General features: G+C 61.9%; 12 protein-coding genes. 6 read left to right on the forward strand and 6 right to left on the reverse strand.

Annotated elements, in window-relative coordinates; genetic code table 11:
• The first annotated feature begins 51 nt into the window (after window positions 1-51).
• Window positions 52-1,161: a Gfo/Idh/MocA family protein gene (locus PXH66_RS20085; protein ID WP_330929936.1), complete on the forward strand. Its 1,110-nt coding sequence runs from the start codon at window positions 52-54 to the stop codon at window positions 1,159-1,161.
• Window positions 1,162-1,167: 6 nt separating this feature from the next.
• Here PXH66_RS20085 and PXH66_RS20090 read toward each other — a convergent pair whose 3' ends face one another.
• Window positions 1,168-1,872 (reverse strand): hypothetical protein, encoded by a 705-nt coding sequence (locus PXH66_RS20090; protein WP_330929937.1) that lies wholly within the window; start codon window positions 1,870-1,872, stop codon window positions 1,168-1,170.
• A 536-nt stretch (window positions 1,873-2,408) separates the two neighbouring features.
• Here PXH66_RS20090 and PXH66_RS20095 point away from each other — a divergent pair.
• Window positions 2,409-4,031: a PQQ-dependent sugar dehydrogenase gene (locus PXH66_RS20095; protein WP_330929939.1), complete on the forward strand. Its 1,623-nt coding sequence runs from the start codon at window positions 2,409-2,411 to the stop codon at window positions 4,029-4,031.
• A 50-nt stretch (window positions 4,032-4,081) separates the two neighbouring features.
• Window positions 4,082-5,131 carry a Gfo/Idh/MocA family protein gene (locus tag PXH66_RS20100; RefSeq protein WP_330929940.1) on the forward strand — a complete coding sequence of 350 codons (1,050 nt, stop codon included), beginning with the start codon at window positions 4,082-4,084 and terminating at the stop codon, window positions 5,129-5,131.
• Here the strand turns inward: PXH66_RS20100 and PXH66_RS20105 are convergent.
• Window positions 5,128-6,066, reverse strand: a complete 939-nt coding sequence (locus PXH66_RS20105; RefSeq protein ID WP_330929941.1) for a hypothetical protein — start codon at window positions 6,064-6,066, stop codon at window positions 5,128-5,130. The genes PXH66_RS20100 and PXH66_RS20105 overlap by 4 nt on opposite strands.
• Before the next feature lie 258 nt (window positions 6,067-6,324).
• Here PXH66_RS20105 and PXH66_RS20110 point away from each other — a divergent pair, with 258 nt between their 5' ends.
• From PXH66_RS20110 to PXH66_RS20120, 3 genes are read left to right on the forward strand one after another with little or no spacing between them, the layout of a single operon-like run.
• Window positions 6,325-6,765, forward strand: a complete 441-nt coding sequence (locus tag PXH66_RS20110; RefSeq protein ID WP_330929942.1) for a type IV pilus modification PilV family protein — start codon at window positions 6,325-6,327, stop codon at window positions 6,763-6,765.
• Entirely contained in the window at window positions 6,762-7,313 is a 552-nt protein-coding gene (locus tag PXH66_RS20115; protein WP_330929943.1) for a PilW family protein, read from the forward strand. Before PXH66_RS20110 ends, PXH66_RS20115 begins: the two co-directional genes overlap by 4 nt.
• Before the next feature lie 2 nt (window positions 7,314-7,315).
• The gene (locus PXH66_RS20120; RefSeq protein WP_330932129.1) at window positions 7,316-8,770 is read left to right on the forward strand and encodes a DUF7305 domain-containing protein; all 1,455 of its coding nucleotides are present in this window, start codon (window positions 7,316-7,318) and stop codon (window positions 8,768-8,770) included.
• A 49-nt stretch (window positions 8,771-8,819) separates the two neighbouring features.
• Here the strand turns inward: PXH66_RS20120 and PXH66_RS20125 are convergent, their stop codons facing one another.
• From PXH66_RS20125 to PXH66_RS20140, 4 genes are all read right to left on the reverse strand, one after another.
• On the reverse strand, window positions 8,820-10,535 hold the full coding sequence (locus tag PXH66_RS20125; RefSeq protein ID WP_330929945.1) for a GspE/PulE family protein: 1,716 nt from the start codon (window positions 10,533-10,535) through the stop codon (window positions 8,820-8,822).
• Window positions 10,519-10,719: a hypothetical protein gene (locus PXH66_RS20130; protein ID WP_330929946.1), complete on the reverse strand. Its 201-nt coding sequence runs from the start codon at window positions 10,717-10,719 to the stop codon at window positions 10,519-10,521. The genes PXH66_RS20125 and PXH66_RS20130 overlap by 17 nt, the downstream gene beginning before the upstream one ends.
• A 23-nt stretch (window positions 10,720-10,742) precedes the next feature.
• Complete coding sequence (locus tag PXH66_RS20135; protein ID WP_330929947.1) at window positions 10,743-11,132, reverse strand: response regulator transcription factor; 390 nt, start codon at window positions 11,130-11,132, stop codon at window positions 10,743-10,745.
• A gap of 87 nt (window positions 11,133-11,219) precedes the next feature.
• A complete protein-coding gene (locus PXH66_RS20140; protein ID WP_330929948.1) occupies window positions 11,220-12,731 on the reverse strand; it encodes a sensor histidine kinase in 1,512 nt (503 codons plus the stop codon).
• Window positions 12,732-12,867 lie beyond the last annotated feature (136 nt).

Genomic DNA, 12,867 nt, shown 5'->3' on the forward strand with positions numbered 1-12,867 from the left:
AAGCGTCGGGCTGAATTGCATTGGCCGCCATTGATTCACATAGTCCCGACCATGCCCCATGAAATTTCGACTCCGGTCTCTCGTCGCTCCTTTATCCAGCACACCATGATCGGCGCGGCCGGCATGGGTCTGGGGCTCACCGCCATGGGGCAGAGGGAGCGTCGCAAACTCGGCGTGGCACTCATCGGTCTCGGCGGTTACTCGACCGGGCAACTGGGGCCGGCGCTGCGCGAAACCAAGTTCTGTGAACTCCGCGGGGTGGTGACGGGAGATGCCGCCAAAGGCCGCCGGTGGGCGCGCGACTATGGATTTCCAGAATCGAGTGTCTACCACTACGACACCATGGCTGCGATCGCGGACAACCCGGAGATCGACATCGTTTACAGCGTCACGCCGCCGGGTTTGCACCTGCGCGATGTGTTGGCGGGAGCGGTGGCGGGCAAACACGTCATCTGTGAAAAGCCCATGGCCGTCAGCGTCGAGGAATGTGATCAGATGATCGCCGCTTGCGAGGCCGCCGGGGTGCAGCTGTCGCTGGGTTATCGCCTGCATTTTCATCCGTATCACCAGCAAGTGAAGACCTTTGCCGCCGAGCAGGCGTGGGGTGGCCCGATCAAGATGAGCGGTGGGTTCGGTTACCGTATGGGCTCGGCGTGGGAATGGCGCGTGGACAAGGCCCTCGCCGGTGGCGGCCAACTCATGAACACGGGCATCTATGTCATTCAATCGGCGCTCATGGCGAAGGGGGAGATGATGCCGGTGGCCGTCACCGCGCACGAACCGCCCAAAACGCGCCCCGAGTATTTCAACGAAGTGGAGGAGACGATTAACTTCACCCTCGAATGGGCGGACGGTTCGCGCCTCGAAGGCACCAGCAGCGGTGTGCAGGGTTCGAACGATTTCGAAGCCGTGGCACCGGATCATCGGGTTCGGATGGCCCCCGCCTATTCCTACGACCGGCTGCGCATGGAACTCGACCGTGAGCCGCAGCCACCGCTGGACGGCTTCTTCCAGCAGGCGGCGCAGATGGATGCGTTCGCCGCGTCCCTCCTCAACGGTCAGCAGACGATCCTGCCCGGCGCGATGGGACGCCGCGACATGCAGATCATTACCGCCATTTACGAAGCGTCTCGCACGGGGAAACGTGTGACGCTCACGTGAGCGGAGTCACGGTTCGTCGGCAAATGAGCGCGCGGCGGAAGCCACCGGTCCCGGGAACGCGACGCCCCAGAGCATGGGGTGATCGACGGCGGCGCGGTCGGCGTGGGATGCCAGCAGATCGAACACATAGCTGAAACGCAGACTGCATTGCAGCCGACGTTGCCCACTCGAACCGACCTTGGGATTGAGCGTGATGAGTGACTCCGTAAACGGATACTCCCGCTTGAGCGCCTGCGCCTGCCGGCGCGCCTCGCGATAATCGAGCCCCCGGTCTTTAACGAGAGCATCGAAACGCTCCAGATCCGCGCGGGTGACGGGTCCCCACAACATGCGCCACGTCTCAGGGTGGATGGTCACGGGGGTGATGTTGACGAACCGTTTCACCGCACCGTCCTGCTGCCAAAAACCGAGCAGCAGGATGAAGGGCTCGGCGATGTCGTATTGCCGCAAGGCATCGCCCAGGCCGATCGCACTGCCGTATTTGGTCGCCTTGGGGTTGACGGGCAGGCCACGAAATCGCCGATTGGCGGCCCCGGGAATGTCCCATTTCTGAGTGTAGCTGGCCGGTTCATAGCCATCAAAAAATTCCTGCCGAATCCACTCCTCGAATACGACACCGTGAAGCTGCACCTCCTGCGCCGGCGCGGCGAGGGCACTGCACCACAGCAGGATGATCAGCCGGAGGGAGGCGAGGAAACGGGTGGCCGACACCCGGTTAGTCAAACAGGAGCAGGCGTTCCCGCAAGGGTTCACCCCATCGCGGCCAATCGCGCGGAGATCGCCCGGCGTTCGCTGGCGAGCGGAGCGAGCTGCATGGCCCGCGCGTAGGCGTCGCGCGCGGTGGGAATTCTCCGGCCTGGTGGAGCAGCTCGCCGCGCACGGCGTGGTAGAAGGTGGTAGCCGTTCAAGCTGCCCGCCGTCGCCCGATTGAGCGAGGTGATGCCTGCCTTTCGCTATGAGGCGGCGGTCTCATGTGCTGGGGTCCTGATCGATCAGCAACAAGGCGTCTCCATCGGGGGGGCAGTGTGTCCGGGCCGGCGGGCGTCACCGGCATCTGGGGGCGACGAGCTCAAGTCACCATGATCGGTCGGACTTCGACCGACATTCCGTTGGGCAATCCGGGGGTGGTTTCACTCATGATGTTTTGAGGAGTGTTCGTAGGCTAAACGAATTACTCGTGCGGTTGAGGACATGCCGGGGAAATTATTTTGGCCATGAACCCGATGGGGGCCAAGCGTGACTCCGCCATGTCTCGTTTGCTCCTCCCCTTTTATCTCACCGTTGGACTCGTGCTCGGCAGCGTCGGGACGGTTGCGGCGAAGCCGCTCCCCTATGTCGCACATGTGGAGCTGGCCGACACCGTCCTGGAAATCAGCGAAGTCGCGGGTGGGCTCGACGGACCGTGGGAACTGGCCTGGGGACCGGACGACTTTCTGTGGCTCACGCAACTGCGCGGTGTGATCAGTCGGATCGACCCGACGACGGGCGCGAAGACCGACATCGGTGCGATTCCCGACGTCTTCCACCGCAAGTCCCATGGGCTGCTCAGCATGACCTTCAGCCCCGACTGGGCGGAGTCGCCGTATGTGTATCTCCACTACGTTTACCAGGTGCCCCGTGATGATCGGCGGGAGGAGGTGCGGTCGCGCGTGGTGCGGTGCCGGTGGGACGGCGCGCGGTTGGGAGCTCCGGAAGTGGTTTTTGACCACATTCCCGGTCAGACCTATCACAACGGTTCGCGCATGGCGTTTGGGCCCGATGGCAAACTCTACCTCACGACGGGCGACTCCGGCCGAGGTGGCACGCAGGACCCGACGAAATTGAATGGCAAAGTATTGCGGTTGAACCCGGATGGATCGGTCCCGGCGGACAACCCGATCCCGGATAATCCGACCTGGTCGATGGGGCATCGCAACGCCCAGGGTTTGGTATTCGCGCCGGACGGTCAGCTCTACGCTTCCGAGCACGGGCCGAACAACGACGACGAGTTGAACCGCATTGTCGCGCTGCACAACTACGGTTGGCCCGACGTCGCGGGGTTCATCGATGGTGACGACGAGAAAGCCTACGCCGCTAATCACGACATCACCGAGCCGCTTGTGGCGTGGACGCCGACCATCGGCGCCGCCGGTCTCGATTACTACGCGGCGGACGCGATCCCGGAATGGCGGGGCAGCTTGCTGCTGGTCGCGCTCAAAGGGCAGGCGTTGCGTGTGCTCGAACTCGACGCGACGGGCGGTGCGATCGCCATGGAGCGCATCTATTTTCAAAAAATCTTCGGCCGCCTGCGCGATCTCTGCCTCTCGCCCGGAGGCGATGTTTACGTGATCACGAGCAACACCGATTGGCATCCGCGGTTTCAACCGTGGATGTATGAAGGCCTGCCCGCCGGACCGGATCGTATCCTGCGACTGCGACGGGCGGATGCGGCGTCGCTGGCGCGCATCGCGGCCCTGGGATCGGCGGCGATGCCACTGCGGGAAGACCCGGAGCCGTTGCCGCTGATGAGTGAAGACTGGAGTTTCCCGGCGACCAGCGAAGACCTGTTGGTGGGGCAGGGACTTTATGCGATCCATTGCGCCGCGTGTCACAGCCCGACGGGTGAAGGCGCGGGTGATTTGCTGCCGCCGCTCGTGGGCACGGCCTGGGTGACGGGAGACAAGGGCCGGTTGATCCGGGCCGTCATGGGCGGGTTGTCGGGCGAAATCGAAGTCAATGGCGTGACCTACAACCAAGAGATGCCGGCGTTCAAACATCTGCCCGACGACGAACTCGCCGCCGTGCTCACCTTTATTCGGCAGAGCTGGGGTAACGACGCGAACGCGGTTATCCCGGGTGAAGTTTACGAAGAGCGCAAGGGGTTGCGTTGACGGCAGACGTTCGACTGGACCTTGATCGTTGCAATGCTCTTCCTCGGACCATGGCCCACAACCCCATTGGATTCGCGATCGTAGGCACCGGCATGATTGCCGGGGTGCATGCTCAAGCCATCAACGCCGTCGACGGTGCCCGGCTCGTCGGGGTCGTCAGCCGCTCGCCGGACAAGGCGGCGGCGTTTTGTGAGCAACATGGAGCCGAAGTGGTCACGGCCACGGCGGCCGAGATGGCGGCCCGATCCGATGTGCAGGTGCTCAATATCACGACGCCGAGCGGCGCTCATCTGGAGCCGGCGTTGGCGGCGATCGCGGCGGGGAAACACGTGGTGGTCGAGAAACCGTTGGAGGCGACGACCGCCCGAGCCGACCAGATCATCGCGGCCGCGCAGGTTGCAGGCGTGCATCTGGCACCGATTTTTCAGAACCGCTTCAGTGCCGGGGCGCGCACCGTGAAGGCCGCGATCGAGGCCGGTCGTTTGGGGCGATTGGCCACGGCCGGTTGTTACGTGAAGTGGTTTCGAACGGAAGCGTATTACCAAGGGTCGCCGTGGAAGGGGACGCTCAAGCTGGACGGCGGCGGGGCGGTGATGAATCAGGCGATTCACGGCGTGGACCTGTTGCAATGGTTTGCGGGGTTGCCCGAGGAAGTCAGCGCGATGACCACCCGGCGCGTGCACACCGGTATCGAGGCGGAGGATACCGCCGTGGCGATCATGCGGTTCCCTGACGGCGCGCTCGGCACGATCGAAGCGACGACGGCGGCCTGGCCCGGTTGGTCGCTGCGCATCGAGTTGTGTGGTGAGAACGGCTCGATTCGGCTGGAGGATGGTGTGATCACCGAGTGGCAGTTCCGCGAAGAGCTGCCCGAAGACGCGGCGGTGCGGGCGGGGGGCGATGCCTCCCTGGGCTCGGGGGCGGGTTCGCCCGGGGGGATTTCAATCGAAGGTCACAAACGCCAGATCGAGGATCTGGTGGCCGCGATTCGCGAAGATCGTCCACTGACCATCAGCGGCCCGGAATCCCGTCGCTCCGTGGCGCTCATCACCGCGCTTTACGAATCAGGCAATACCGGCCAACCGGTGCGCATCGGCTAGTTGGCGTGATAGCGCTGCACGGGGGCGTCGCCGCGCTCCGTGGTGACGATCAGGTCGTAGCTGTCGGGGACGAAGCACACCGCTTCGGCCTGCGGCAGATCGCGCACGGGAATGCGATGGGGGGGGCGCTGAAACGCCTGACTCCAGTCTTCACTGCCCTGTCTTTCAAAGACCCAGATGTTGCCGTAGGTCAGAGCCGCAGCGCGGCGACCGTCGGTGGAGATGTCAAAGGCGGTGACCTGGGAGCGATACTGACCGAGTCGGCCCGGAATGGCGCGTTCGGCTGCGGTCGGAGGGATAATGCCGGACAGGGGCACGACGCGTTGCGCCACGCGGGCGATGCCGGACCGGGCGGGGTCGAGATCGAGCGGGACCTCGTAAAGCACCGGCGGCTCGGTGCGTTTCGAGATCATCATGATTTTTCGCGAGCGGGGGCAGACCGTGACGCCTTCGCAGTCGCGGGGGCCGTCGACGAAGGAGAGGGGTTGCACGACCTCAGCGTTGACCACGGAAACGGCGTCGGGAGAGAGCTGTGACAGGTCCGGTTCGCGCACGAAGTAGAGTTTGAGGTTGTGGCGCACGGCGAAGTTGTCGCCGACATCGGCGATGAGCAGCCAGGACTCGCCATCGAGGGTGAAGCTGGCGATGTCCTCCCAATCCACGGCGGTGGCGTTGGCGATCGCGATGGTGCCGACGCGGCGGCCGGTGCCGTCGATGGCGAAGAGGCGAGGGGAGTCGCCACTATCGTTGTGGGTCCAGTAAATGTCGGGATTGAGACGTGATGCCGTGATGCCGCTCAGCTCCGTCATGTCGGGCTCTCGGACCGTCGCAAATTGCTGGGGGGCTGCGTAGGCCTCGGACGGTTGGGGAAGCGTCGAGCATCCCGAGAGTAACAGGAATGCGAGGAAGTAGGCGGTGCAGAGAGAGCGGGACATAAGGTGGAAACGGCTGACGCCATCCCAAACGGTGAGTTATCGAAGTTTCAGCAGCAGAACCCAATGGACCGGTGATGCAAGTCGGCATTCGCCGGGGAGAGCAGGGGGTCCGAGGGAAACCGCCGGGTTGGGGCGCGGGAGAGCGGTCGCGTCGTGGGGTTGATGGCTTGCCTATTTCAAGCAATGGCGTGAGTTTGCGTCCGTCATGGGACTGGCGCTTGAGCGAAGTTTGCCGCGATGATCCGACCCATCTCCACCGTGTCCATCACCTCCTCCCCATCCTCCCCGCGTCGTGTCAGGGCGTCAGGATTCACCCTGCTCGAGGTTGCCTTGGGCATCATGGTCATGGCGGTGGTGTTTGCCGGCGTGATGTCGGCGGCGGTGCAGATTCGTAAATTGGCGGTGATTTCGCAGGCCACGGCCCGGGCCAACACGGTGCTGAATTCGACGGTGGAAGAGTTGCGGGCGCTCAGTTTCGAGCAGTTGGAAACCCGTTTCGGCACGCCCGCCAATCTGGGAGGCACGCTGGCCGCGACGAGCGTGGCGGGGTTTTATCCGATCACGTGGCAGGTGACGCCGGAAGCGCTCAACGATGATTATTACCGGGTAACGGTGACGGTTTCGTGGGCGATTGAAGATCATCCTTATAATTTGGCCGCCGTGACCGATTTCTATCGGAACGGCATAAACAAACGATGACGCGTCCTTCTCAAACCAGTGGCTTCACTCTCTCGGAGCTGCTCATTGCCACCACCATCGGCTCGTTCGCGATGGCGGGCATCCTGACGGCGTTTCTCTCTTTGCAGCGGAGTTATGCGGCCACGAGCGACAGTATCATGGAAACGAGTCGGTTTGTGGTGGTGCAGGATCAGTTGGGCGTGGATTTGCGCAGCGCGCTGGCGGTCACGACAGCCCAGCCGCAGCAGCTGGGCCTGCGGGTGCGTTATTACAGCGACTCCGAGGCGGAGGACCACGTGGTCACGTTCCGATTTGATCGGGGAACAGGGGAGTTGACGCGAGAGCGGGAGGGCAATCGCTACGTGCTCATGGCGCAGTTGCGCGATGCCACTTTCACCTATTATCGTCGTTCCAGCAGTGGCCAGACGGAGGAGACCTCGGCCGCCGCGGAGGTCAACGCGGTGCGGATCAGTGTCACGCCCGACCAGGATCGGGTGGGTGGACTGCAGCGACGTCAGTCGGTGTTTGCCTCCAGCTTGTTTCAACTTCGTCGCATCGCTTTCCCATGAACATGCGCTCCGAACGAGGATCAGCCCTGCTGGTCGCCCTCATCATCGCCGCGGTGCTGCTCACCGCCACCGCGCGCCTGTATAACACGGCTTACACGGAGCAACGCAGTGCCTACCGTTCCTACATGCGCAGCGCGGCCTTTTATCTGGCCGAAGCCGGCATGGAAGATGCCGCCCAACGCATTGAGAACGGTGAATTCAACGTCGATCCCGATGCGGAGAACGCAGAGGAATTGCTGACCAACTACCACCGCGAGGAAGATATTTTCCTCGGCGGCGGGCGCACCGGTGAAAAGCACGTGATTATTCGACGGGATGTCGGCACAAACTTTTACACCGTGCAGGCCCTCGGCCGGGTGCGCCATCCCGATGGTCTCACGACGGAGCAGGCCGTGCAGGCCGGTTTCGAATTGATCGGTGGCTTGGGCGAGGAATCGACCTCTTCAGGCGGTGGTCCCGGCTATTCGATTTCGGCCGGCAACAACGTGCGATTTGGGTTCAATGGTGGTAACAACCGGGTGCGCGTCGCGAGCTACGACAGCAACCTCAACTTTGGCGTCCCGGACTGGGACACCAATTCCGGCTTTGATGCGGCTGTCGGGGTGGCCTCGTCCCAGGACAACCGCATGGATCTGGGCAATGCCCTGATCAAGGGCACCCTGCGCACCGGTGGTGGTAACCCGCGTATCACCACCAACAGTCACGACGAACGGGGCAACACCCAGTTGTATGGACCCGATACCGAGGACGGCGTGACGTTCGATACCAACCGGGTCGCCAAGGATTTTGCCGAGGACATGCCGGTGCCGACCCTGCCTGAACTCGATGGGACCTGGAACCAGATCGAGGTCGACCAGAACGATAACAGCTACCGGAATCAACGGGTTGTCGCCCTCGGGGCGGTGGGAGAGAAAACCTATATTCACCTGCCCTACGCGTTCGACACGAAGAACAACTCCACCATCACGGTGGCAGGCGACGTGATCCTGAATTTGGATCGCAACATGAATCTCAATGGCCGTTTGGAGCTTCTGCCCGGGGCCACGCTCACTATTTTCGTGGTGGAAAATGCCTCCGTCAGTTTGGAGGGCGGCGATTGGCCTCCGGCCGATTTTCGAATCAACGCCACCGGGGGGCGTGACGTGCAGTTCAACAATTTCGACGTGTTCACCGGCATCGTCAATGCGCCCAACTCGACCGTGCGGGTGAGTGGTAGTGGTGGACTGGGTCGGACGCAGTTTCGTGGAGCCATCACCGCCAACCAGCTCGAGACCACCAACTCGATTGATTTCTTTTATGATGTGCAGACCGACGGCGGCAGTTCGTCTTCGGTGGCCGATCCCGAGGGGGCGGGCGAAGTGCTGGAGCTGCGCATGGAAGGGTGGAAACAGATCCTGCCTTCCGACATGGGAGGGCTGGTCGACAGCCTCGATCCAATTATCGATACCGTTCTTTAAATGAACGGATGATCAACCTTGCCGGCCACGCCGCGAAAATTTGCCGGGTTCAGGACGTGAACTCGGTCATGGTCTGGGACTCGATTTCGTCGATCGTGGTCAGGCCCAGGAGCACTTTTTTAAGCCCGTCGTAGCGGAGTGGTTTGTAGCCCACCCGGGTGGCCGCCGCGATGACTTCGCGCTGGCTGGCATGGTCGGAAATTTTGGCCCGGACTTCCTGATTGACCAGAAACAGTTCGTGGAACGCGACCCGGCCCTTGTAACCGGTCTGGTTGCACACCCGGCACCCCGTGCCGCGGTAAAACGTCACGTCAGGCAGCACCTCATCGTCAAAGAACCGGCGGAGCACCGATTCGGCCGGCTTGTAGGGTTCCTTGCAGTTTTCGCAGATACGGGCGGCCAGACGTTGCGCCAGCACGCCGATGACGGAAGGCGCGATCATGTAGTGATCCACCCCGATGTCTTCGAGGCGGATGATGGCTTCGGGAGCGGAGTTGGTGTGCAGCGTGGCGAGCACGATGTGGCCGGTGAGGGCGGCTTCGGTGGCGATCTTGGCGGTTTCCTTGTCCCGGATTTCGCCGATCAATATCACGTCGGGGTCCTGACGCAGCAGCGATCGCAGCATCAGCGCAAAGCTCAAGTCGATGTGGGAGTCGACCTGGGACTGGGTAATCCCTTCGAGCTGCATTTCGATCGGATCCTCGATGGTCGAAATGTTGATGCTCGGGTCGTTGAGTTCGGCGAGGGTCGAATAAAGGGTCGTGGTTTTACCCGATCCCGTGGGACCCGTGACAAAGATAATGCCGGAAGGATTTTTGATCATCCGGCGGAACGGATTGAGCACGGTCTGGGACATCATCATCCGATCCAGGGTGATGATCGACTTCATCCCGGTGTTGCCCAAAACGCGCAGCACCACTTTCTGGCCATATTGGGATGGGATGGAGGAAAAGCGGAAACTGGCCTTGGTGGTGCCCAGCATGAGCGAGAACCGGCCGTCCGAAGGGAAGCGACTCTCGGCGATGTTTTGGTTGGCCAGGATCTTGAGCCGGGTGACGACCGATTTGTGGATCTTGCGCGGATACTCCAGCACCTCGCGCAGAATGCCATCGATGCGGTAGCGCACGATGACCTTCGTCTCGTGGGGCTCGATGTGGATGTCACTGGCGTCGCGGCGCAGGGAGAAATAGATGATCGATTCGACGAACTCCACCAGTTGCTCGGACTCGGCCTGGCGGGCGATCTGCTCGCCGCCCTCATCGAGATCGATGTCTTCATTGAAGAGGGCGTGATTTTCGAGGCTGGCGAGCGATTCCTCGATCGATTCTTCCGTGCAGTATTGGATCTGCACGGCGTCGAGAATATCGCCACGCAACGCGAAGACCGGACTGACCGGCATCTTGGCGATCTTGCTCAGCCGGGCGACGAGCACGGTATCTTCCGGATGCGCCATGGCCGCGGTGAGACCGTCGCCCAGCTTATACAGCGGCATCACGCAGGCCTTGGTGGCGATCTCGGCGGGGATGGCCTCGCGGGCTTCATCCGTTACGACCGAAGAAAAGGGGTCGACATAGGCGACGCCGACCTTGTCCGCTAGGTAGCGACAAGCTTCCTCTTTGCGGACTTGGCTGCCGCGCACGAGGAGCTCGATCAGCGCGGCCGGGGTGTCGACGGTTTTGGACAGGGAGTCCAGATCGCAGCCGGCGTCGAATGAGCTCAACGTCCGGATTTCATCCAGAAATTCAGAGTTAAGAATTGGAGTCACGGCGTTTACGGGGACGTTTCTTGAACATCTTGCCGATGTCCTGTTGTCGGAGTTTCTCCATGCCGAACGATCCGGAATCCTGCTCGGAGGCCACTTCCTTGAGCAGGTCGCGCAGGGAGTAGCGCACCTCTTTAAGTTCCCAGTTGGCCTTGGGGGCGGGGGTGGGGGATTCGGGGTCCATCATGGTGCTGGGGAGGGGGTGGGGGATCAGTCCTCACCGAAAATCTCATCGGCCAATTCCAGCAGGGAATTAGAGATTTCTTCGCGGGGGGTGTCCTTCAATATGTAGCCGGCGGCGCCCAACGCGGACGCCTTTTCCACGGCAGAGCGGGTTGAGACCGAGGTGAGCATGACGATGACGGCATCCTCGTCTATCGCCATGAGATCTCCCAGGGTTTCGATGCCGTCTCGCACGGGCATGTTGATGTCCATGAGCACCAGGTCGGGCTTTTCGGTTTCGTAAATTTCCGTCGCCTCATGGCCGTTGGAGGCGTCGATCACAGTCACGCCCGGGAACGCGGATTTGACCACGAGGCCGATGTATTTGCGAATATGGACTTCATCATCCACCAACAGGACTTTGTTTACGAGAGGCATGGATACAGTGCGGTTCGAGGGGAAAAGATCAGGAGCTACACAAGCGGAGTGACGAAGTGCTGCAACAGGGAATCACGGTCGCGGGATTCAGCCATTGAGCAGCGGGAGTTCGATCCAGAAGCAACAGCCCGCGCCCAATTGTGATTCGCAACCCACTCTGCCGTCATGCATTTCGGCAATCGTTTTGACGATGGAAAGACCGAGCCCGGTGGAGGATTCGCCGTCGGTCGGCACGGAAGACAGGCGCTGAAACTTGCCGAAGAGCTTGGCCTGGTCGGCGGCGGAAAGTCCCGGGCCTTGATCAGTGACGGAGAAACGCGCGTGACGGCCCAGGTGTTCGAGGCGCACGTGAATCTCCTTCTCCTCGGCCATGGGGGTGTATTTTACAGCGTTGCTGACGAGGTTGTCGAAGGCCTCCTGGATCCGGGTGGGATCGACCTGGCAACGCATGCCCCGCACGATTTCAGTCGTGATCGTGATGCCTTTGTTTTCCGCCCGTTGCGCGTTGAACTCGACGACTTTTTGCACGAGTGGCGCCATGTCGAATGGCGTCGGGTCGAACGTCAGCCCGTGCGCTTCCAAACCCTCGTTGGCGAGAATCTGATGGACCAGTTTCGCCATGTGGCTGGCGCCATCGCGCACCGTTTCGAGGATTTCCATTTCCTGCTCATCCTGCCTTTCCGGGGGAAGGGATTTGCGTTGCGCGATGAGAATTTCCGTGAGGCCGGTCACGGCATTGAGCGGGTTCTTCAGGTCGTGGGCGGCGATGGCCAGTAGTTCACTCTTGGCCTTGCTGAGGTTTTCGGCGCGATCCTTTTGCTCCCAGAGCACCGATTCCGCCGCCTTGATTTTCGCGAGTTGGCGCATGCTCTGCAGGCGCATGCTGTAGGCGAGGCGAGCCAGCAGCAGGCTCATCAGCGTGGTCAGGGCGAGGGCCAGGAGACCGCTGAAACGCATCTGGTCCATGCGGGCGTCAAAAGACTTCAGGTTGTAGTCGATCGCCACGTAGCCCACGTAACGTCCGTTCTGATCGATCAGGGGCGAACGGGCACCGAGATAACGGCCGTAGAAGTCCGCCCGGGGCTCGGGGAAGATGTAAGTCTCGCCCGAGGCCATGGTGATATCAAAGGCGGCGTTTTCGACGGTTTCATCGTGGGACTCCATCAGCGGTGAGAGGCGCACCGGGCGTTCGGACTGCTCGGCGATCGCCGCGATACGCGGGTCGTTGATGGTATCAAGCACCAGATATTGGTGCTCATCCTCGATCGCGTCCCGCACGGTGTAGAGATAGACGATGTCCGGCAGGAGCAGATGAAACTCCACCAGCGGGGCGAGCGCGGCCTGGTAGGAGGCTGCTCGCATCTGCTCACGGGACGTCAGCGACTCATGTTGTGCCACGTCGATCTGACGGGCCGCCAGACGACTCAGGTTGCGCAGCTGATCGTGGATCGACTCCTCGACGCGGGCGCTGGCCTGCACGTAGAGCAGGCCGAGCACGGCGCTGGACGAGCCCAGGAGAATGGCGAACACCACCCAGCCCAATGCGGTGGGCGACAGCTTGTGCAGGAGATTCGACGGTTGGATTTCCTTGGTTCTCACGGCGAGGCGGACAAAAGGTTTGAAACAGCGGGGGCGACTGTCGGGTTCATCCTTCGACAATCAGCCACGGTGGCGACGTAAATCAAAGTGGTTGCCGGTTTTAGCGTTCGACCGGGACAGGGGAATCGGGCGCCCG

Origin of the sequence: Synoicihabitans lomoniglobus (assembly GCF_029023725.1) — a bacterium.
Classification (GTDB): Bacteria; Verrucomicrobiota; Verrucomicrobiia; order Opitutales; family Opitutaceae; genus Actomonas; species Actomonas lomonigloba.